The organism is Streptomyces sp. NPDC002144 (assembly GCF_053593695.1).
In genome coordinates this window covers 52,594-72,205 of record NZ_JBSFDB010000024.1, presented here as the reverse complement: position 1 = coordinate 72,205, position 19,612 = coordinate 52,594, and the positions used below count along the sequence as shown (strand labels likewise).

At 71.6% G+C, this 19,612-nt stretch carries 17 protein-coding genes and 1 riboswitch; of the genes, 10 read left to right on the top strand and 7 right to left on the bottom strand.

Annotation, left to right across the window (positions count from 1 at the left end):
- Positions 1 to 65: 65 nt before the first annotated feature.
- Positions 66 to 1,517 carry a glycine hydroxymethyltransferase gene (locus ACWCQ1_RS31335; protein WP_451027884.1) on the bottom strand — a complete coding sequence of 484 codons (1,452 nt, stop codon included), beginning with the start codon at positions 1,515 to 1,517 and terminating at the stop codon, positions 66 to 68.
- Between the two features lie 43 nt (positions 1,518 to 1,560).
- Positions 1,561 to 1,650: riboswitch (ZMP/ZTP riboswitch) on the bottom strand.
- 117 nt (positions 1,651 to 1,767) lie between these two features.
- Here ACWCQ1_RS31335 and rocD point away from each other — a divergent pair.
- On the top strand, positions 1,768 to 2,973 hold the full coding sequence (rocD, locus tag ACWCQ1_RS31330; protein WP_133043150.1) for an ornithine--oxo-acid transaminase: 1,206 nt from the start codon (positions 1,768 to 1,770) through the stop codon (positions 2,971 to 2,973).
- Between the two features lie 64 nt (positions 2,974 to 3,037).
- On the opposite strand, the gene ACWCQ1_RS31325 is transcribed toward rocD, so the two are convergent.
- Positions 3,038 to 4,222 carry a glutathionylspermidine synthase family protein gene (locus tag ACWCQ1_RS31325; protein WP_451027883.1) on the bottom strand — a complete coding sequence of 395 codons (1,185 nt, stop codon included), beginning with the start codon at positions 4,220 to 4,222 and terminating at the stop codon, positions 3,038 to 3,040.
- Positions 4,223 to 4,255: 33 nt separating this feature from the next.
- Positions 4,256 to 4,603, bottom strand: a complete 348-nt coding sequence (locus ACWCQ1_RS31320) for a hypothetical protein (RefSeq protein WP_451027882.1) — start codon at positions 4,601 to 4,603, stop codon at positions 4,256 to 4,258.
- A gap of 166 nt (positions 4,604 to 4,769) precedes the next feature.
- Here ACWCQ1_RS31320 and ACWCQ1_RS31315 point away from each other — a divergent pair, with 166 nt between their 5' ends.
- Positions 4,770 to 5,609 carry a DMT family transporter gene (locus ACWCQ1_RS31315; protein WP_451027918.1) on the top strand — a complete coding sequence of 280 codons (840 nt, stop codon included), beginning with the start codon at positions 4,770 to 4,772 and terminating at the stop codon, positions 5,607 to 5,609.
- A gap of 710 nt (positions 5,610 to 6,319) precedes the next feature.
- Here ACWCQ1_RS31315 and ACWCQ1_RS31310 read toward each other — a convergent pair.
- Positions 6,320 to 7,099: a DUF3050 domain-containing protein gene (locus ACWCQ1_RS31310; RefSeq protein WP_358593286.1), complete on the bottom strand. Its 780-nt coding sequence runs from the start codon at positions 7,097 to 7,099 to the stop codon at positions 6,320 to 6,322.
- Between the two features lie 203 nt (positions 7,100 to 7,302).
- Here ACWCQ1_RS31310 and ACWCQ1_RS31305 point away from each other — a divergent pair, with 203 nt between their 5' ends.
- Genes ACWCQ1_RS31305 through ACWCQ1_RS31280 form a run of 6 tightly spaced genes read left to right on the top strand, consistent with a single transcriptional unit; the run spans position 7,303 to position 15,270 of the window.
- Entirely contained in the window at positions 7,303 to 7,908 is a 606-nt protein-coding gene (locus ACWCQ1_RS31305; protein WP_358593352.1) for an antibiotic biosynthesis monooxygenase, read from the top strand.
- A gap of 29 nt (positions 7,909 to 7,937) precedes the next feature.
- Complete coding sequence (gene pabB / locus ACWCQ1_RS31300; protein WP_451027881.1) at positions 7,938 to 10,181, top strand: aminodeoxychorismate synthase component I; 2,244 nt, start codon at positions 7,938 to 7,940, stop codon at positions 10,179 to 10,181.
- On the top strand, positions 10,178 to 11,701 hold the full coding sequence (locus tag ACWCQ1_RS31295; protein WP_451027880.1) for a benzoate-CoA ligase family protein: 1,524 nt from the start codon (positions 10,178 to 10,180) through the stop codon (positions 11,699 to 11,701). The genes pabB and ACWCQ1_RS31295 overlap by 4 nt, the downstream gene beginning before the upstream one ends.
- A gap of 23 nt (positions 11,702 to 11,724) precedes the next feature.
- Positions 11,725 to 13,287 (top strand): class I adenylate-forming enzyme family protein, encoded by a 1,563-nt coding sequence (locus tag ACWCQ1_RS31290; protein WP_451027917.1) that lies wholly within the window; start codon positions 11,725 to 11,727, stop codon positions 13,285 to 13,287.
- Positions 13,284 to 14,462, top strand: a complete 1,179-nt coding sequence (locus tag ACWCQ1_RS31285; RefSeq protein WP_451027879.1) for an FAD-dependent monooxygenase — start codon at positions 13,284 to 13,286, stop codon at positions 14,460 to 14,462. The genes ACWCQ1_RS31290 and ACWCQ1_RS31285 overlap by 4 nt, the downstream gene beginning before the upstream one ends.
- A 13-nt stretch (positions 14,463 to 14,475) precedes the next feature.
- Positions 14,476 to 15,270 (top strand): aminotransferase class IV, encoded by a 795-nt coding sequence (locus ACWCQ1_RS31280; protein WP_451027878.1) that lies wholly within the window; start codon positions 14,476 to 14,478, stop codon positions 15,268 to 15,270.
- Between the two features lie 137 nt (positions 15,271 to 15,407).
- On the opposite strand, the gene ACWCQ1_RS31275 is transcribed toward ACWCQ1_RS31280, so the two are convergent.
- Together ACWCQ1_RS31275 and pdxR are read right to left on the bottom strand one after the other, a co-directional pair.
- On the bottom strand, positions 15,408 to 15,893 hold the full coding sequence (locus ACWCQ1_RS31275) for a carboxymuconolactone decarboxylase family protein (RefSeq protein WP_358593280.1): 486 nt from the start codon (positions 15,891 to 15,893) through the stop codon (positions 15,408 to 15,410).
- 59 nt (positions 15,894 to 15,952) lie between these two features.
- Entirely contained in the window at positions 15,953 to 17,341 is a 1,389-nt protein-coding gene (gene pdxR, locus ACWCQ1_RS31270; protein WP_358593279.1) for a MocR-like pyridoxine biosynthesis transcription factor PdxR, read from the bottom strand.
- Positions 17,342 to 17,388: 47 nt separating this feature from the next.
- On the opposite strand from pdxR, the gene ACWCQ1_RS31265 reads away from it, so the two are divergent.
- Positions 17,389 to 17,886, top strand: coding sequence for a carboxymuconolactone decarboxylase family protein (locus tag ACWCQ1_RS31265; RefSeq protein WP_451027877.1), 498 nt, complete (start codon positions 17,389 to 17,391; stop codon positions 17,884 to 17,886).
- 37 nt (positions 17,887 to 17,923) lie between these two features.
- The gene (locus ACWCQ1_RS31260) at positions 17,924 to 18,649 is read left to right on the top strand and encodes an isocitrate lyase/PEP mutase family protein (RefSeq protein ID WP_451027876.1); all 726 of its coding nucleotides are present in this window, start codon (positions 17,924 to 17,926) and stop codon (positions 18,647 to 18,649) included.
- Here the strand turns inward: ACWCQ1_RS31260 and ACWCQ1_RS31255 are convergent, their stop codons facing one another.
- Positions 18,650 to 19,612 (bottom strand): ABC transporter substrate-binding protein, encoded by a 963-nt coding sequence (locus ACWCQ1_RS31255; RefSeq protein WP_358593276.1) that lies wholly within the window; start codon positions 19,610 to 19,612, stop codon positions 18,650 to 18,652.

The window sequence follows — 19,612 nt, the reverse complement described above, 5'->3', positions numbered from 1 at the left end:
GAGCCGATCTCCGGGAGTCGCCGGTCCTTGACAACTCAAGAGCGTGCGTCGCGCGAGGGGCGCGCTCAGCCCAGGTCGATCTCCGGGTACAGGGGGAAGCCGGCCACGAGGTCGGTCGCGCGGTGCGAGATCTCGTCCGCGATCTTCGGGTCGAGGACGTGCTGGGCCTTGGACGGCGCGCCCGACTTGGTGGTGCCGGGCTCCGCCGTGGTCAGGACGCGGTCGATGAGGCCCGCGACCTCGTCCATCTCGGCGGTGCCCAGTCCGCGGGTGGTCAGGGCGGGGGTGCCGATGCGGATGCCGGAGGTGTACCAGGCGCCGTTCGGGTCGGCGGGGATGGCGTTGCGGTTGGTGACGATGCCGGACTCCAGCAGCGCCGCCTCGGCCTGACGGCCGGTGAGGCCGTAGGAGGCGGCGACGTCGATCAGGTTGAGGTGGTTGTCCGTGCCGCCGGTGACGAGGGTGGCGCCGCGTCGCATCAGGCCGTCCGCCAGCGCACGGGAGTTGTCGACGATGCGCTGGGCGTAGTCCTGGAACGAGGGCTGCCGGGCCTCGGCGAGGGCGACGGCCTTGGCCGCCATCACGTGCGGGAGCGGGCCGCCGAGCACCATCGGGCAGCCGCGGTCGACCTGGTCCTTGAGGGAGTCGTCGCACAGCACCATGCCGCCGCGCGGGCCGCGCAGTGACTTGTGGGTGGTGGTGGTGACGATCTGGGCGTGCGGGACCGGGTCGAAGTCGCCGGTCAGCACCTTGCCCGCGACCAGACCGGCGAAGTGCGCCATGTCCACCATCAGGGTCGCGCCGACCTCGTCGGCGATCTCCCGCATGATCCGGAAGTTCACGAGGCGGGGGTAGGCGGAGTAGCCGGCGACGATGATCAGCGGCTTGAAGTCGCGGGCGGACGCGCGCAGCGCCTCGTAGTCGATCAGGCCGGTGGCCGGGTCGGTGCCGTAGGAGCGCTGGTCGAACATCTTGCCGGAGATGTTCGGGCGGAAGCCGTGGGTCAGATGGCCACCGGCGTCCAGGGACATGCCGAGCATGCGCTGGTTGCCGAAGGCCTGCCGCAGTTCGGCCCAGTCGGCCTCGCTGAGGTCGTTGACCTGGCGGACGCCGGCCTTCTCCAGGGCGGGGGCCTCGACGCGCTGGGCGAGCACGGACCAGAAGGCGACGAGGTTGGCGTCGATGCCGGAGTGCGGCTGGACGTAGGCGTGCCGGGCGCCGAAGAGGGCCTTGGCGTGCTCGGCGGCGAGGGACTCCACGGTGTCGACGTTGCGGCAGCCGGCGTAGAAGCGGCGGCCGATGGTGCCCTCGGCGTACTTGTCGCTGAACCAGTTGCCCATCGCGAGCAGGGTGGCCGGGGAGGCGTAGTTCTCGGAGGCGATCAGCTTGAGCATCTCGCGCTGGTCGGCGACCTCCTGGCCGATGGCGTCGGCCACACCGGGCTCGACGGCGCGGATCACGTCGAGGGCTGCGCGGAAGGCGGTGGACTCGGGGGAGAGGGGCTGCTGCTCTGTCATGTCGTCGGCCTCCGGGTGGCGTGGCTTGAAGCGTTCACGGTTCACGGTTGGCCCAGGCGCACGGCACTCGCTCACTCGCAGGCCGCTCCCCGATGGTCGGTCCCATCCCAGCGCGCCAGTCACGGCCCGTCGGCCAGCCTACCGGGCGTGCCGCACACGTGAGATCCCACGTCCACCATGCGAGCGAGGATAGGAAGGGGGCCACGCCGTCGACCTCACCACCGTCCCCTCTAGGCACCCTGGAGGTCCCGTGACCGCTACGGAGTCGCTCATCGCCGCCGCCGACGCGCACAGCGCGCACAACTACCACCCGTTGCCCGTGGTCGTCGCCTCGGCCGACGGCGCCTGGATGACGGATGTGGAGGGGCGGCGCTATCTGGACCTGCTGGCCGGCTACTCGGCCCTCAACTTCGGCCACCGCAACCGACGGCTGGTGGAGGCGGCGAAGGCTCAGCTGGACCGGGTGACGCTCACTTCGCGGGCGTTCCACCACGATCGGTTCGCCGCGTTCTGCGAGCAGCTGGCAGAGCTGTGCGGCATGGAGATGGTGCTGCCGATGAACACGGGCGCCGAGGCGGTGGAGACCGCGGTGAAGACGGCCCGGAAGTGGGGCTACCGGGTCAAGGGCGTGCCCGCGGAGATGGCGAAGATCGTCGTCGCGGGCAACAACTTCCACGGCCGTACGACGACCCTCATCAGCTTCTCGACCGACACGGAGGCCCGGGCGGACTACGGGCCTTACACGCCGGGCTTCGAGATCGTGCCGTACGGGGATGTGACCGCGATGCGTTCGGCGGTCACGGAGAACACGGTGGCCGTGCTGCTGGAGCCGATCCAGGGCGAGGCGGGGGTGCTGGTGCCGCCTGCGGGATATCTGCCTGCTGTACGGGAGCTGACGCGGGAGCGGGATGTGCTGTTCGTCGCCGACGAGATCCAGTCGGGGCTGGGACGGACGGGGCGGACCTTCGCGTGCGAGCACGAGGGCGTGGTGCCCGACATGTATGTGCTCGGAAAGGCGCTGGGCGGCGGGATCGTTCCGGTGTCGGCGGTGGTGTCGAGCGCGGCGGTGCTCGGGGTGTTCCGGCCCGGGGAACACGGGTCGACGTTCGGCGGGAATCCGCTGGCCTGTGCGGTGGCGCTGGAGGTGATCGCGATGCTGCGGACGGGCGAGTTCCAGGCACGGGCGGCGGAGCTGGGCGAGCATCTGCACCGGGAACTGGGGGCGTTGGCGGGGACGGGCCGGCTGACCGCGGTGCGCGGACGGGGTCTGTGGGCCGGCGTCGACGTCCATCCGCGCCACGGCACCGGTCGGGAGGTGTCCGAGAAGCTGATGGACCAGGGTGTGCTGGTCAAGGACACCCATGGCGCGACGATCCGGATCGCGCCGCCGCTGGTCATCACCGAGGAGGACCTGGACTGGGGCCTGGCCCGGCTGCGGGACGTGCTCGGCGAGTGAGACGCCCTGCGTCGGCGCCGGCGCCACCACGCACGACCGTCACCGCACGCGGCCGCGGATCCCCTCACCGGATCACATGCGGCAGGAAGCGGGCGTACTCGTCCGTGATCAGCCCCGACGACTCCCGGATGCCGAGGCCCGCCGACTCGTCCTCGACGACCCAGGCGCCGAGGACGACACGGTTACCGGAGAAGTCGGGCAGCGGGGCCAGCTCCTGGTAGCAGCAGGCCTCGTCGCGCGGCACCGCCCCGGTGCCGGGCTCGTGGATCGTCACCCCCGCGCCCTCGCGACCCAGCAGGGGCTTGGCGACGTAACCCGTCGTGTGCGCGAGCTCCCTGGGGCCGTCGAGATAGGCGGGCAGGAGGTTGGGGTGGCCGGGGTTGAGTTCCCAGAGGATCGCCAGCAGCGCCTTGTTGCTCAGCAGCATCTTCCAGGCCGGCTCGATCCACAGCGTCGTGCCGGTGCCGCCGCCGTTGTCGAGGGTGTCGAGGACGTGTCCGGAGAAGGGGTCGGTGGTCAGCCATTCCCAGGGATACAGCTTGAAGCAACTGCGGATGAACCGGAGCTGGTTGTCGACGAAGCGGCCGGAGAGGGGGTCCCAGCCGATCTCCTCCATGGAGATCCAGTCGGTGTCCAGGCCGGCCTGGTCGGCGGTCTCCTTGAGGTAGGCGACCGTCATCAGGTCCTCGCCGAGTTCGTCGTCCGAGGAGTGCGCGAAGTAGAGGGGGCTGCCCGGCGGGAGGAGGGCGGCCTGCTTCTGCCAGGCGGCGATCAGGCGTTCGTGAAGGGAGTTCCACTGGTCGGCGCCGGGGAAGCGGTCCTCCATCCAGAACCACTGGGGGGAGGCGGCCTCGACCAGGGAGGTCGGGGTGTCCGCGTTGTACTCCAGGAGTTTCGCCGGGCCCGTGCCGTCGTAACGGAGGTCGAACCGTCCGTAGACGGAGGGGAGTTCGGCCCGGCGCTGCCAGGCCTCCGCGACCGCGTGGGCGACGCGTGGGTCGGTGATGCCGAGGTCGGTGAAGCGGCCGGTGGTGACGATGTGGTCGGCGGCGCGCAGGCACAGCGCGTGCAGTTCCTCGACGACCTCCTCCAGGGCCTCGACCTCGGCGAGAGTGAAGGAGTAGTAGGCGCTCTCGTCCCAGTAGGGCCGCAGGGAGCCGTCGGGGTGGCGGGTCAGCGGGTAGACGAGCCCCTGTTCCTCGACGATTCGCTGCCAGTCGGGGCGCGGGGTGATGCGGTGGCGTTCCATGGGCGGTGACGGGTCCTGGTCCGATGCGCCGGCTCAGCCGCCGGAGCTGCCCTTGCCGCCGCCGAAGCCGCCGCGGGAGACGCCGTGGCCGCCGGAGCCGCCCGAACCGCCGGATGCCTTGCGGGGCCTGGTGAACGAGCCGCCGTCGACCCAGCTGCCCTTCTTCTTGCCGCCGTAGTACCAGGTGCCGTGCGCCGAGGACTTGGTGGAGGAGCAGTTCTTGTCGGCGACGACCTTGTAGCCCTTGGCGAGGTTGTAGGCGTCACGGTCCACGCACCGCTTGTCGGGGTCGGAGGAGCAAGCGGTGAGGGCGGCGGCGAGCAGGCCCACGCCGCCGAGTACGACCGTGCCCGACCGGAGTTGTCTGCGTGCGTCCGCCATGGCGTGTCTCCCCGTTGATGTGACTGTCGTGTGGCTGTCGGTGTGACTGTGAGTGCGGCCGCTTGCTGCGTCCGTTCCGGCCGCCAGCCTAGAGATCGGGGAGAGTTCGGCCCCCGGCACCCCCGCCCCGCGCGCTCTCCCCTACAGTCACTTTGTGATCTTTGGGATGGTGTGCGCGCTCGGAGCGGCGGTCTGTTTCGGTACGGCGACGGTGCTGCAGGCGGTCGCCGCGCGGGCCGCGACCACCGGTGGCGGCGGTGAGGCCGCGCTGTTGCTGCGGGCGCTGCGGCAGTGGCGGTATCTGGCCGGCCTCGGGCTGGACGGGCTGGGGTTCCTGCTGCAGATCGTGGCGCTGCGGTCGCTGCCCATCTACGCCGTCGCCGCGGCCCTCGCGTCCAGCCTGGCGGTGACCGGCGTGGTCGCGGCACGGCTGCTGCACGTGCGGCTGAGCCGGATGGAGTGGAGTGCGGTCGGCGTGGTGTGCGCCGGACTCGCGATGCTGGGACTGGCGTCGGGCGCCGAGGGGGACCGCCACGGCTCCATGGCGCTGAAATGGGCGATGCTCGCGATCGCGGTGGCGGTGCTGACGCTCGGGCTGTTGAGCGGACGCTGGTCCGGGCGCGGGCGGGACCTGGTGCTGGGACTGGGGGCCGGGTTCGGGTTCGGGGTGGTCGAGGTGGCGGTCCGGCTGATCGACTCGCTCGCACCGCTGAAGCTCCTCGCCAACCCGGCGACGTACGCCCTGCTGATCGGCGGCGGCGCCGCCTTCCTGCTGCTCACGTCGGCGTTGCAGCGCGGTTCGGTCACCACGGCCACCGCCGGCATGGTCATCGGCGAGACGCTCTGGCCGGCGACGGTGGGCGTGGTGTGGCTCGGCGACCGGACACGGGAGGGGCTCGCCTGGCTGGCGGTGCTGGGGTTCCTCGTCGCGGTGGCGGGAGCGCTGGCACTGGCACGATTCGGCGAGGCCCCGACTCCGTCCGAACCGCAGACCTCCCAGGGCTGACCTCCCAGGCTTCAACGGCGGGACCGCGGCCCGAGCGACTGAGACCGCCGCCCTGAACGGCCAAAGCCGACGGCAACGGCCGGGGACGGTGCGCTGAGCGACCGGCGACCGGCAGCCTTACCGCTGAGACCAACAGCCCGAGCGACTGAGACCGGCGCACGGAACGGCTGAAGCCGACGCGAGCGGCCGGGGACGGTGCGCTGAGCGGCCGGCGACCGGCGGCCTTACCGCCGAGACCAACGGCCCGAGCGACCGAGGCCGGCGCACGGAACGACTGAAGCCGACGGCAACGGCCGGGGACGGTGCGCTGAGCGGCCGGCGACCAGCGGCCTTACCGCCGAGACCAACGGCCCGAGCGACCGAGGCCAGCGCACGGAACGGCTGAAGCCAACGGCAACGGCCGGGGCCGGTGCGCTGAACGGCCGAGGCCGGTGACCAGCGGTCTCATCGGCTGCGACCGACGGCCTCAGCGGATGAGACCGACGCGCGAGCGGATGGGACCTGCGCACCGAGCCACTGAGACCGGCGCGCGAGCGGCCGAGGCCGGCGGGCGAGCAACTGGGGTCGGCACCTTGAGCCATTGAGACCGACACGCGAGCCGCCGAGACCGACGCCCCGCACCACCAAGACCGACACGCAAGCCGCCGAGACCGATGCCCCGAGCCGCCGAGACCGGCGCGCTGGGCCGATCCCCCATCCGCGTGCCGCGCTCAGCCCATCGCCTCCAGGATGCCGTCCCACAGGCGTGACCTGGCCTCCAGGGCGAGGATGGCCGTCTCGACGGCCTGCTCCCAGCGGGTGTCGTCCGTGCCGCAGAGGTCGGCGACCATCTGCATGGCCATGGGGGTGTGTTCCTCGCCGTCGACCTCGATGTGGCGGGCGAGGTAGTCGCAGAAGAGCGGGAAGCGTTCCGTGCCCTCCTTCTTGATGACCTGGTCGAACATGTCGGGGATCAGGTCCTCGCGGGAGAAGGCGAAGGCGGCGGCCCGGCAGTGCAGGGGGCGGTCCTCGATGATGCCGAAGGTCGTGCGCACGAAGTCGGACGCGGGGAGCGGGACTTGGGCGCCGCGCAGGGCGGCCGGCACGCCGTGGCCCTCCCCTACCAGGCCGAGGAACGTGTCGATACGGGTCGTGTCGGCCCCCGCCTCCTCCATACCGGCGCGGTAGAGCTCGAAGTGGCTGGTGAAGCCGCCGTTCAGTTCGTCGCTCTCCTCGACGAGGACGATGTCGTTGATGAGGCGCCGGCTGACCTGTGAACCACGCGGGCGCCAGGGGACGTCGACGCAGGTGAGTTCGCGTTGCAGCGACTTCAGCAGGGACATGAAGTCCCACACCGCGAAGACGTGGTGGGCCATGAACGTGGCCATGTCGGCACGACTGTTTATGCGCCGGTAAATCGGGTGCGCGGTCACCTCTTTTCGTGCCGGCTCGATCACGGAACGGGCCCGGTCGATTCCTTCGTGCTGCATGTCCCAGTCGTACCTGGACATGGTTCTCCTTCGGTCGGGGAAGATGAGGGAAAGTCGGGGGAAGGCAATCGTGCAGCTTTTACGAGTTACTCAGCAAGCGCTTCCAATAATTCAGCGGAAGTTACCTCGAGTATCGATCCCTTACAACACGTCAAGGCGCCCGAAGACTGATAAAGAGTCACGATACGGACACTCGAAAAAACCGTCGTTGAAAATTGAACGCCATGTGGAGATCTTGCGTACCAGTCGTCGTGAGCAGCAATCCCGTCACCGTCACCGTGGCCTACCACGTGGTGCCGGGCCGAGAGGCCGACTTCCACTCGTGGGGGTGGGCGATGCTGGGCGCGAGCGCTCAGCAGCCGGGCTTCCTGGGGGGTGGCGTCCTTGTCGACCGAGAGGCGGAGTGGCATGTGGTCTATCGCTTCGCCAGCGAGGGCGCGGCTCGGGCCTGGGAGGACTCCGCCGAGCGCACGCAGTGGGACGTCCGGACGGCTGGCTTCGCCAGACAGGCGGAGCGCCGGAGCGTACGCGGGTCCAAGGTGTGGTTCGACTCCCAGACCATCGCGCCGAAGGCACCGTCCCCGCCTCCGAAATGGAAACTCTGGTTCATCAACATGAGCGCGGTTTTTCCGCCGGTGCTCCTGTTCAATCTGCTTGTCATTCCCTATCTCGGCGGACTCAATCCGCTCGTCCGCACACTGCTGTTGTGCCTGTGTGTGACGGCCCTCGTCACCTGGATTCTCATGCCACGGCTTCAGCGTTTCTTCAAGAAGTGGCTGTATCCACCGCTCCAGGCACTGCGGGGACGGCACAAAAGACGGACCGCATAGGCCCGGAACGAAAAAAGGGAGGTGGGCGGGTGAAGACCCTGCTCATCGACAATTACGACTCGTACACGTACAACCTGTTCCAGCTGCTCGCCGAGGTCAACGGCGAGGAACCGGTTGTGGTCCTGAACGACGTCGCCGACAGAATTCCCGATCTGGTGGGCTATCTCGCGGAATTCGACAATGTGGTCATCTCGCCGGGGCCCGGGCACCCCGCCGAACCTCGGGACTTCGGGCTCGGTGCCGCCGTGCTCGCCAAGTCCCCGATCCCCGTGCTCGGCGTCTGTCTGGGGCACCAGGGCATGGCGCTCGGCGAAGGGGCCCGGGTGGAACCGGCCCCACAGCCACGGCACGGGCATCTGTCCACGGTCCGGCACGACGGACGGGACCTGTTCCTGGGGCTGCCGCAGGACTTCACCGCGGTGCGCTACCACTCGCTGGCCGTGCACGAGCCGCTCCCGGAAACGCTGGAGGCCACCGCCTGGGCGGAGGACGGTGTGCTGATGGGGCTCAGGCACCGGAGCCGGCCGCTGTGGGGGGTGCAGTTCCATCCGGAGTCGGTGCTGACCGAGTACGGCCACCGCATGCTCGTCAACTTCCGCAATCTGACGGCGGAACGGGCCCGTAAGCAGCGTACGAAGAACACCGCCGTCACCCCGGCCGCGGCGGCGATCCCCCAGCCGGCGGTCCCGCGTCCCCGGCACGCCGCCTCCCGGGCGTCCGCGCCGGCCATCCCCCGCCGCCGGCGCGCGACCCCCGCGTACCGTCTGCACACCCGGCGCATCGCCGGCGCGGTCGACGCGGAGGCGGCCTTCACGCGGATGTACGGGGCCTCACGGCGGGCGTTCTGGCTGGACAGTGCCCTGGTCGAGGAGGGGCTCGCGCGGTTCTCGTTCTTCGGGGACGACAGCGGGCCGCTGGCAGAGTTCGTCCGTTACGACGTCGACAGCGGCCGGTGCGAGATCGAGCGGGCCGGGCGGCCGCCGCGCAAGGTGGCGGCGAGCGTCTTCGACTATCTGCGACGGCAGTTGACGAGCCGCCGGGTGGACGGCACCGGGCTGCCCTTCGACTTCACGGGGGGCTATGTCGGCTACTTCGGCTACGAGACGAAGGCCGACTGCGGGTCGCCGAACCGGCACTCCTCCGACGTGCCGGACGCCTGCTGGCTGTTCGCGGACCGGATCGTCGCGGTGGACCATCTGAAGGGGTTCACCTACGCGGTCTGTCTCGCCGAGGACACCCCGCAGGCCGCGCGGGAGGCCGAGGACTGGCTCGAGAGCGCGCTGGCGCAGCTGTCGTTCGTCGCCGCCGAGTCCGAACCGTCCCCGCTGCCCGCCCGCGCGGAGCCCGACCTCGGCGCCGTCGAGCCCTGGCTGGTGCGGGACCGGGCGACGTATCTCGCGGACATCGAGGCGTGCCAACGGGAGTTGCGCAAGGGCACCAGCTACGAGATATGCCTGACGAACGCCGCGCGGTTACCCGCCCCGCCGGACGCGTTCGACTTCTACCGGGTGCTGCGGCGGGTGAACCCGGCACCGTACGCGGCCTTCCTGCGGTTCGGGGACGTGGACGTGGCCGGCTCCTCCCCCGAGCGGTTCCTGCGGATCACCCGGGACGGGGTCGCCGAGGCGCGGCCCGTCAAGGGCACCGCGCCCCGGGGTGAGGGGCCCGAGGAGGACGCCCGGCTTCGGGACGCGCTCGCGGCGGACGCGAAGACCCGCGCCGAGAATCTGATGATCGTCGATCTGCTCCGCAACGACCTGGGCCGGGTCTGCCGGACCGGCTCGGTGCGGGTGACCCGGCTGATGGCCACCGAGACGTACGCGACGGTGCACCAGCTGGTCTCCACGGTCGAGGGACGGCTGCGGGAGGGCACGGACGCGGTGGACTGCGTACGGGCCTGCTTCCCCGGTGGCTCGATGACCGGGGCGCCCAAGCCGCGCACCCTGGAGATCATCGACTCCCTGGAGACGGAGGCCCGGGGCGTGTACTCCGGCGCGCTCGGCTACCTGGGGTGCAGCGGGGGCGCGGATCTCAACATCGTCATCCGTACGGCCGTGTTCGCGGACGGGCTGATGCAGCTGGGGGCCGGGGGCGCGATCGTGCTCGACTCCGATCCGGTCGCCGAGTACGAGGAGATGCTGCTGAAGACGGCGGCCCAGATGCGGGCCCTGCACCTGCACACCGCGGAACGGATCCGTGAGCAGCGGCAGCACGCCTCGGCCCGTGCCGACGCCCGTCAGGAGCGCGCGGCGAGCGAGGAGCCGGTGCGATGACGACTCCGCAGAGCACCCTGGCCCCGGCCGACTTCGACGCGCCCGGCAACCTCGCCACGCAGCTCGCCGGGCTTGCCGAGTGGCGGGGCTGGACCGGCCGGCCCGCCTTCCACCAGGGGCACCGGGTGTGGACCCACGGTCAGGTGCACGCCCTGGCGGCGAAGGCGGCGACCGTGCTCGAGGAGCACGGGGTGCGGCCCGGGGACCGGGTGGTGCTGGCGCTGCCCGACGGGATCGCCTGGGTGACGGCGTTCCTCGCCACCGCCCGGCTCGGCGCCGTCGCCGTCCTGGTCAACCCCGAACTCCCCGCCGCCGACCAGGCGTTCATGGCCGCGGACACCGCCGCCGTGCTGTGTGTGACGGGACCGGGCCTGGAGGACCGCTTCGCCGGCCGGGAGCGGCTCGGCGCCGACCAGTTCCTCGCGCTCAGCGCCTCCGCCGGACCGGCCCCGGCCCACCCGGTCGACGCGCACACACCGCTGTATGTGCAGTACACGTCCGGTACGACGGGCCGTCCCAAGGGCGTGGTGCACACGCACGGCGATCCGAAGACGTACCACGACCTCATCGGGCGGCGGCTGCTGCGGATCACCCGGGACGACGTCACCCTGTCGCTGTCGAAGCTGTACTTCGCCTACGGCTTCGGCAACGCGTTCGTCTTCCCGCTCTTCTCCGGCTCCTCCGCCGTGCTGGTGGACCGGCGTCCGACACCGGCGGCCGTGGACGCGCTGGTCACCCGGCACCGGGTGACGCTGCTGTACTCGGTGCCGTCCGCCTACGCCGCGCTGGTGGCCGACCGGGGCAGCGGGCACGAGGCCTGCTTCGCCTCCGTGCGGGCCGCGGTGTCGGCGGGCGAGGGGCTGCCGGACGGGCTCGGCGGACGGATCACCGAGCTGCTCGGGGCGCCGGTGCTGGAGCAGATCGGCTCCACCGAGGCCGGTCACGCCTTCTGCGCCAACGGCTTCGAGCACAACCATCCGGGCACCGTCGGGCGTCCCGTGCCCGGCTTCGAGGTGGAGCTGCGCGACCGCACGGGCCAGCCGGTCCCCGACGGCACCGAGGGCGAACTGTGGGTGCGCGGACCGACGGTGACCCCCGGCTACCTCAACCGCCCAGAGGAGACGGCCCGCACCCTGGTCGGCGGCTGGCTCGCCACGCACGACCGTGCGGTGCGCGAACCGGACGGCGCCTACCGGCACCTGGGCCGCGCCGACGACATGGAGATGGTCGGCGGGATCACCGTCTCCCCGCTGGAGGTGGAGGCGGTGCTGCGCACCCATCCGGCGGTGCGGGAGGTCGCGGTCGTGACCGTCACCGACGGCACCGGCGCCGGCCGGCTTCGCGCCTTCGTCGTCCCCGCCACGCCCGTCCCGGACGGTCTGCGGGACGACCTCCTGCGCCTGGCGCGCGAACAGCTCGCCGCCTTCAAGGTGCCCCGCAGCGTGAGCCTGGTGGCGTCCCTGCCCCGCACCCCCACCGGCAAGCTCCGCCGTCACCTCGTCCGTCAGGGCGCCTGGTGACCATCACTGAAGGGAACGGCCAGATGCGACAGCAGCAACCACCGCTCGCCGACCGGGGGTTCTACCTGGGTCAGGTGTTCCGCCGGGCGGCCGACCGGCACGGAGCCGTCTTCGTCACCCTGGACCGGCCGCTGGACACCCATCCCGCCCTCGGTGTCGACCTCACCTACTCGGCGCTCGCGGACGCCGTCGAGGACCTGTCGGGCCGGCTGTGGGCGGCCGGGGTACGGCCCTCGGAGCAGGTGGTCGTACACAAGACGGACAACGTCGACATCGTGTTGCTGACCTGTGCGATCTCCCGGATCGGCGCGGTGCCGGTGCTGCTGTCCCCGGCCCTGGCGGGTGAGGTGGTGGGGCAGTTGACCGAGCGGCTGCGCGAGCCTTGGCTGGTCACCGACCGGGCCAAGCTGGAGGGGCCGCTGAAGGGGCTGAAGCCGGCCGTGCGGTGCGTGCTGTCCGTGGACGACGCTCCGGGCGCCGAGCCCCTGGCCAAGCACGCGGGCGCCGAACGCCCGGCCCCGGTCCGTCTGCATCCGCGCGAACCGTCGCTCATCACCCACAGTTCGGGCACGACCGGCCTGCCCAAGCTCGCCGTGCACTGCGCGAACACCATGTGGAACCGGCTGGTGCCGCAGAAGGCGATGGGCTGGCCGACGCGCGGCGAGACGGCCGCGTTGCACATGTCGTTCGTGCACTCGCGCTTCTACCATCTGCTCGGCGTGCTGCTGCACTTCGGCAGTCCCCTGGTGCTGATCACCGACCCGGACCCGGCCTCCGTGGGCCCCCTCCTCACCCGGCACCGGCCCGGCATCGTCGAGACCCACCCCAACACCTTCGTGCTGTGGGAGGAGTTGGCGGACGCACCGGGCGCGCCACTGTCGCGGGTGAAGTCGTACGGCTCGACGTTCGACGCGATCCATCCGCGCACGGTACGGCGGCTGCTGGACGCCTCCAGGCGCCGTACGCCCTGGCTGATCCAGCTGTACGGGCAGAGCGAGACGGGGCCGGTCGCCGTCCAGTGGTTCACCCGGCGCAGTGCCGCGCGCGCGGACGGACGGCGCGTCGGGATCGGGATACCGGGGTTCACCCGGGTACGGGTCACCGGGCCCGACGGGCGGCCCGTCGCTCCGGGCACGCCCGGACGGATCGAGGCGCGCACCCGGGGACGCATCCTCACGTATCTCGGCATGCAGGACCGCTACGACCGGCAGCTGCACGACGGCTGGTGGGAGATGGGCGACATGGGGCACCGCAGCCGCCTGGGCGCCCTGCACCTGATCGACCGGGAGATCGACCGGATCGACTCCGTGCACAGCAATCTGGAGGTCGAGGACGCGCTGATGGACCGCCTGGAGGAGTTGCGTGAGGTCGTCATCGTGCCGGGCGCGGACCGGGAGCCGGTGCCGGTGGTGTGCGTACGGGGCGAGCGGCCACTGGACCCGGAGCGCTGGCGGGAGGCGACCGCCGATCTGCCGGCGTTGGCCGAGCCTCGGCAGTGGCGGTTCGAGGAACTGCCGATGACCGCGACCTGGAAGGTCAAGCGGGTGGAGATCAGCCGGATGCTGACGGAGGGCGCACGCGCGTGAATCCGGTCGTGGTGGTCGGAGCCGGGCCCGTGGGGCTGTCGGCGGCGCTCGGGCTGCGGGCGCGCGGGCTGCCGGTCGTGCTGCTGGAGGCGGACGCCGAGGACCGCGAACGGCCGGGCAGCCGGGCCCTGTTCGTGCACCGCGAGACGCTCGCGCTGCTCGACGGGATGCTGCCGGGGCTGGCCGGGGAGATCACGGCGAACGGCCGTACCTGGCAGACGAAACGGACCCTGTACCGGGGGCGGGAAGTGTACTCCCGCACCTTCCCGCCCCCGTCCGGGCCGCCGCCCTTCACCAGCCTGCGTCAGGTGGACACCGAGCGCTTTCTCCGGGGGGCCTGCGAGCGGGCGGGGGTGGAGTTCGTGTGGGGCACGCGGGTCACGGGCGTGCGGACGACACCGGACGGGGCGGTGCTGACCTGCGCGGACGGGCGGGAGTGGAGCTCCGGGTACGTCGTGGCGGCGGACGGCGCGCGTTCGGCCGTGCGGCGGGGGCTGGGCATTCCCATGGAGGGCGAGCGGGGCGAGGGCTTCCATGTGGTCGTCGACGTGGCGGAGGCCGAGGACGCCGAGCCGGTGTCCGAGCGGGTCTTCCACTACGAGCATCCGGGCGTCGGCGGGCGCAGTGTGATGCGGGTGCCGTTCGCCGGGGGGTTCCAGGTCGATCTGCAGTGCCGGGACGACGACGCGCAGGAGGACTTCGGGACCCGGGAGGCGGTACGGCGGTGGCTGCCGGCGGTCGTGGGCGACGGGTGCGCCGAGCGGATCCTGTGGGTGTCGACGTACCGCTTCCTGCGGATGGTGGCGGCCTCCTTCACGGATCGGCACCGGCGGGTGCTGCTCGTCGGTGAGGCGGCGCACCTCTTCCCGCCGTTCGGGGCGCGCGGGATGAACAGCGGGATCGCGGACGCGGCGGCGGCCGCGGAGGCGGTCGCTGCGGGTACGGCGGACGCGGTCGGTGAGTTCGCGCGAGTGCGGCGGGCCGCGGGGCTGTTCAACAGCGCCGCCGCCCAGAGGGCGCTCGACCATCTGCGGCCCCGGCGCCGGATCGTCCGGGCCAGACAGCGCGCGGCGGCGGTCCTCGCGCCCATGCTGCCGTGGTGCGGGGCATGGCTGGAGCACGCGCCGTACGGGCCGCGGAGCGGAGCCCCGGTGGTCGCCGGCGGCAAGTACTGAGGGAGGAGCAGCTGTGACGCAACCCGTCATCACCGAGGGGCTGTTGGCGTGGACGCCCGCCGGTGGGCTGGCTCCGGCGGGCGAGCCCGGCGGGCGGTTGCTCGTCGCGGACTCGTGGCTGGTGCGGGAGGGCAGGGTGCGGGGGTTCGAGCGGCACCGGGAGCGGTTCCTGCGGGCCTGCGGAGAGGTCGGCGGGCCGCCGCTCAGACGGCTGCTGGAGTTCTGGCGGGACGTGACCGACGCGCTGCCGCGGACGGGCGAGTGGTTCCCGCGCGTCGAACTGGCTCCGGGCGGCACGGAGTTGCGGCTGCTGCTGCGGCACGCCCCACCGCTCGGGACCGGTGTGCGGGTCTGGGCCACGGGCCAGTCCGACCCGCGGACCGTGCCCCGCCGCAAGGGCCCGGACCTGGACACGCTGGCCCGGGTCCGCAGACGCGCCTCGGGCGAGGGAGCCGACGAGACGGTGCTCGTCGCGCCGTCAGGAGTGGTGCTGGAGGCGGCCACGGCCAGCGTGCTGTGGTGGGAGGACGACACGCTGTGTCTGCCCCCGCCCCAGCTGCCCGTCCTGCCCGGGGTCACCGTCGCCCTCATCCAGGAACGGGCCCACCGTGAAGGCGTCCGGCTCGCCCATCGCACCCGGACCATGGCCGAACTGGACGGCCGCGAGGTGTGGCTCGTCAACGCGCTCCATGGGATCCGGCCGGTGACGGACTGGATGGGCGGGTCGATCCAGGCGGCCCCCGCGACCCACGCCCCGGAATGGCGCTCCTGGCTGGACGACATCATGGAGCCGCTGCCGGAGAAATAGCCGGAAAAGCAGGAAAGGGCCCACGGAATACGGGCATCGACACGGATAGCCGATGCCCGTATCGGGTATTCCTTAATCCGACCCCATTCCTGGGACCGGCCCTGTTCCTGGGGCCGGCCCTGTTCCTGGGGCCGGCGTTATTTACTGGCCGGCTGATAACCGCCCGGCGCCATCCGGGTGGCGATGGCGATGCGGTTGTAGGCGTTGATGACGGTGGCCGCCCAGATGAGTGCCGCGATCTGGTCCTCCTCGAAGACCTCGGCGGCCTCGGCGTAGACGGCGTCCGGCACCCGGCCGTCGTGGACCAGGGTCACGGCCTCGGTCAACGCCAGGGCGGCGCGCTCGCGTTCGGTGAAGAAGGGGGTCTCCCGCCAGGCGTTCAGTGCGTAGATCCGCTGCTCCGTCTCGCCCGCCGCCCGCGCGTCCTTGGTGTGCATGTCGAGGCAGAACGCACAGCCGTTGATCTGCGAGGCGCGGATCCTGATCAGTTCCAGGAGTTCCGGTTCGACCTTGGCGTCCTGGGCCGCGGAAACGGCGGCGGCGTGCAGGGAGCCCATCGCCTTGGAGACGTCGGGGGTGATTTTCTTGAGGGCCACACGGGATAGCGCGTCACTGTTGCTCATGGGGCGACTCTATCCGCGCGACCGCATTCGGGAATGCTGAAGTTGCAATTACGGCGGCGTCATTCGGGCAGTGCCGCGCACAAGGCCTCCAGTGCCCCCGACCAGGCGTGGTCCGGCGGTGTCCCGTAGCCGACGACCAGCGCGTCGCGCCGCTCGACGCTCGCCTCGGGGTGCCGGTAGCGGTGCAGCCCGTGCACCGCGAGCCCCTGCCAGGCCGCCGCCCGCAGCACCTCCCGCTCCGTGCCCGGCGGAAGCCGCACAACGACGTGCAACCCTGCCGCGATGCCCGTGGCGCGAACCTGCGGGGCGCTGCGGGCGAGCTGGGCCACCAGAGCGTCGCGGCGCCGCCGATAGCGCAGCCGGGCGGCGCGTACATGGCGGTCGTAGGCGCCGGAGGTGAGGAACTCGGCGAGGGTCAGCTGGTCCAGCGCCCCGCAGCTGTCCACCCCGCCCTTGGCCTTCACAGCCTCCCGCACCCAACCCGGGGGCAGGACCAGCCAGGCCAGCCGGAGGCCGGGGGCGAGGGACTTGCTGGCCGTGCCGGCGTAGACGACGTGTTCGGGATCGAGACCCTGGAGGGCGCCGACGGGCTGGCGGTCGTAGCGGAACTCGCCGTCGTAGTCGTCCTCGATCACCAGGCCCCCGGTGCGCCGGGCCCAGTCGACGACGGCCGCCCGCCGGTCCCGGTGCAGGGTGACGCCCATCGGGAACTGGTGGGCGGGGGTGAGCAGGACGGCGCCCTGGTCCGCCAACTCGCCCGGGTCCGTGCCCCGTTCGTCGAAGGGCAGCGGGACCGTGCGCAGGCCGGCCTCGGCGAGCAGGTCCCAGTGGACGTAGAGGCCGTACGACTCGACGGCGACCGTGCCGGCGCCGCGTGCGCGCAGGACGGCGGCGAGGATCCGCAGTCCGTGGGAGATGCCGGCGCAGATCAGGATGTGGTCGGGGTCGGCGCGCACGCCCCGGGCGCGGGCGAGGTAGTGCGCGAGGGCGGTGCGCAGTTCGGCGCGGCCGCGCGGGTCGCCGTAGTCCAGGGCCTGGTGGGGGGCGACGGCCAGGGCGCGGCGGGCGGCCTTGAGCCATTCGGCGCGCGGGAAGGAGGCGAGGTCGGGCAGGCCCGGGACCAGGTCGTAGGCGGGGCTGCTGGGGGCGCGCGGGTGGGGCGGGGACGCGGAGGGCGGACTGACCGGGCGGTCGGCCACCCGCGTGCCGGAGCCCTGCCGTGCGGTGAGCCAGCCCTCGGCGACCAGGTCGGCGTAGGCCTCGGCGACCGTGTTGCGGGCGACGCCCAGGTCGGCGGCGAGGCTGCGGGAGGAGGGCAGCCGGGTGCCGGGAGCCAGGCGGCCGGTGCGGACCGCCTCGCGCAGGGCGTCGGTCAGGCCCCGGCGCACACCCGGTCCCGTCGGCTCCAGATGCAGGTCGACACCCAAAGTGGCCCATGATTTCGGCATGGAAATGGACCATACCCCTGGGCTGCCTCGCTTCTAGGGTCGAGGACATGACCACAGAGGAGACCACCGAGTACGCGCCCGAGCGGCCTGCCCGACTGCGCTGGGCCCAGCACGCGCCCGAGGTCTACAAGGCGATGCTCCGCCTCGAGACCGCCGCCGCTCAGGGCCTGGACCCCGGGTTGTACGAGCTGGTGAAGATCCGGGCCTCGCAGATCAACCACTGCGCCTTCTGCCTGGACATGCACACCAAGGACGCGCTCGCGGCCGGGGAGAGCGTGGAGCGGATCGTCCAGCTGAGCGCCTGGGAGGAGTCGAGGCACTTCTACACGGAGAAGGAGCTCGCGGCGATCGAGCTGACCGAGGCGGTCACCGTCCTGACCGACGGATTCGTGCCCGACGAGGTGTACGACCACGCGGCCAAGCACTTCGAGGAGGCCGAGCTGGCCCAGCTGATCGCCGCGATCACCGTGATCAACGCGTGGAACCGGTTCGGCGTGACCACCCGGATGGCACCGGGCCACTACACGCCGGGGCAGCACCAGTGAGCGTCGGCCGCCGGATCCCGCCGGGAGGGCACACACCATGAGCAAGATCGATGTCTTCCGCGCCCTGCACCGCGGCCGCCTCCCCGTCGACCCCCTCGTGCTGCCAGGACCGTGGGACGCGGTCAGCGCGCGGACGCTGGAGGAGGCCGGGTTCCCGGCGCTCGCCACGCCCAGCGCGGGGATCGCGGCCTCGCTCGGGTACGCGGACGGGGCGACCCCGGCCGACGAGATGTTCGCCGCGGTGGCGCGCATCTGCCGGGCGGTGGACGTGCCCGTGTCGGCCGACGTCGAGGGAGGATACGGGCTCGCGCCGACGGAGCTGGTGGAGCGGCTGCTGGAGGCCGGTGCCGTCGGCTGCAACCTGGAGGACTCGCACCGGGGCGTCCTCAAGGACCCGCACGAGCACGCCGACTGGCTGGCCCAGGTGCGGTTCGCGGCCGGTGACCAGCTGTTCGTCAACGCCCGGGTCGACACCTTCGCGTACGGCGACGGCGATCCCGCACGGGCCATCGAGCGGGCCGCGTTGTACGTCGCCGCGGGCGCCGACTGCGTCTATCCGATCGGCGCCCCGACGAACGTACTGCCCCTCCTGCGGTCCGGCATCCAGGGCCCGATCAACGTGAACGCCAAGCCGGAGGGCGGCCCCGACCCCTCCGAACTCGGCGAACTCGGGGCCACGCGCGTCACCTTCGGGCCGACCCTGCAGCGCTGGGCCGCGCTCGCGTTCAAGGGGATGACGGACGAGCTGAGGAAACGCTGGTGATCACGACAGCCACGCCTGCCACGTGGACGCGTGGCCGTCCACCCACTTCTTCGCCGCCTGTTCGGGCGACAGCTTCTGGTCGGCGATCATCAGGGAGACCTCGTTCTGGTCCTCGGTCGTCCACCTGAACTTCCTCAGGAAGGCGGCCGCCTTGCCGCCCTTCTTCGCGAAGTCGGCGTTGAGGTACTTCTGCAGCGGGGTGTGCGGATAGGCGCAGGCGACCTTGGCCGGGTCCGCGTCGCAGCCCTCCTTGTACGGCGGCAGCTTCACCTCGGTCATGGGGACCCTCTTGAACAGCCACTGCGGGGCGTACCAGTACGTCAGGAAGGGCTTCTTCTCCTTGGCGAACTGTTTCATCTGCGTGATCTGGGCGGCCTCCGAACCGGCGAACACCACCTGGTAGTTCAGCTTCAGGTTCTTCACCAGCGCCTTGTCGTTGGTGACGTACGACGGCGAGCCGTCCATCAGCTGACCCTTGCCGCCGCTCTCCGCGGTGCGGAAGAGGGAGGCGTACTTGTTGAGGTTCTTCCAGTCGGTGATGTCCGGGTGCTGCTTGACCAGGTACGTCGGCACGAACCAGCCGATGTGCCCGGTCACCCCGAGACCGCCGCCGCGCGCGATGGTCTTCTTGTCGTCGACGTACCGCTTCTCCTGGTCGGGGTGGCCCCAGTCCTCCAGGATCGCGTCGACCCGGCCCTGGCTGAGCGCGTCCCAGGCGGGGACCTCGTCGACCTGCACGGTGTCGACGCGGTAGCCGAGCTTGTGCTCCAGCAGGTACTGGGCGACGGCGACGTTGGCCTGCGCGCCGACCCAGGACTGCACGGAGAGGGTCACGCTCCTGGTGCCCCCCGCGTTGGCGAAGGGCGACGCCTGCTTGGTCATGTCGGCGGCACCGCAGCCGGTGAGGAGGGCCAGGGAGGCGGCCGAGGAGACGATCAGCGCTGTGCGTTTGCCCAGTGCCAT

What these genes read in the sequence shown, in the direction of transcription:
- ACWCQ1_RS31335 (WP_451027884.1), bottom strand. Translation starts at nt 1,517, where the DNA reads ATGACAGAGCAGCAGCCCCTCTCCCCCGAGTCCACCGCCTTCCGCGCA.
- ACWCQ1_RS31325 (WP_451027883.1), bottom strand. Translation starts at nt 4,222, where the DNA reads ATGGAACGCCACCGCATCACCCCGCGCCCCGACTGGCAGCGAATCGTC.
- ACWCQ1_RS31320 (WP_451027882.1), bottom strand. Translation starts at nt 4,603, where the DNA reads ATGGCGGACGCACGCAGACAACTCCGGTCGGGCACGGTCGTACTCGGC.
- ACWCQ1_RS31315 (WP_451027918.1), top strand. Translation starts at nt 4,770, where the DNA reads ATGGTGTGCGCGCTCGGAGCGGCGGTCTGTTTCGGTACGGCGACGGTG.
- ACWCQ1_RS31310 (WP_358593286.1), bottom strand. Translation starts at nt 7,099, where the DNA reads ATGTCCAGGTACGACTGGGACATGCAGCACGAAGGAATCGACCGGGCC.
- ACWCQ1_RS31305 (WP_358593352.1), top strand. Translation starts at nt 7,303, where the DNA reads ATGTGGAGATCTTGCGTACCAGTCGTCGTGAGCAGCAATCCCGTCACC.
- ACWCQ1_RS31295 (WP_451027880.1), top strand. Translation starts at nt 10,178, where the DNA reads ATGACGACTCCGCAGAGCACCCTGGCCCCGGCCGACTTCGACGCGCCC.
- ACWCQ1_RS31290 (WP_451027917.1), top strand. Translation starts at nt 11,725, where the DNA reads ATGCGACAGCAGCAACCACCGCTCGCCGACCGGGGGTTCTACCTGGGT.
- ACWCQ1_RS31275 (WP_358593280.1), bottom strand. Translation starts at nt 15,893, where the DNA reads ATGAGCAACAGTGACGCGCTATCCCGTGTGGCCCTCAAGAAAATCACC.
- pdxR (WP_358593279.1), bottom strand. Translation starts at nt 17,341, where the DNA reads ATGCCGAAATCATGGGCCACTTTGGGTGTCGACCTGCATCTGGAGCCG.
- ACWCQ1_RS31265 (WP_451027877.1), top strand. Translation starts at nt 17,389, where the DNA reads ATGACCACAGAGGAGACCACCGAGTACGCGCCCGAGCGGCCTGCCCGA.
- ACWCQ1_RS31260 (WP_451027876.1), top strand. Translation starts at nt 17,924, where the DNA reads ATGAGCAAGATCGATGTCTTCCGCGCCCTGCACCGCGGCCGCCTCCCC.
- ACWCQ1_RS31255 (WP_358593276.1), bottom strand. Translation starts at nt 19,612, where the DNA reads ATGGCACTGGGCAAACGCACAGCGCTGATCGTCTCCTCGGCCGCCTCC.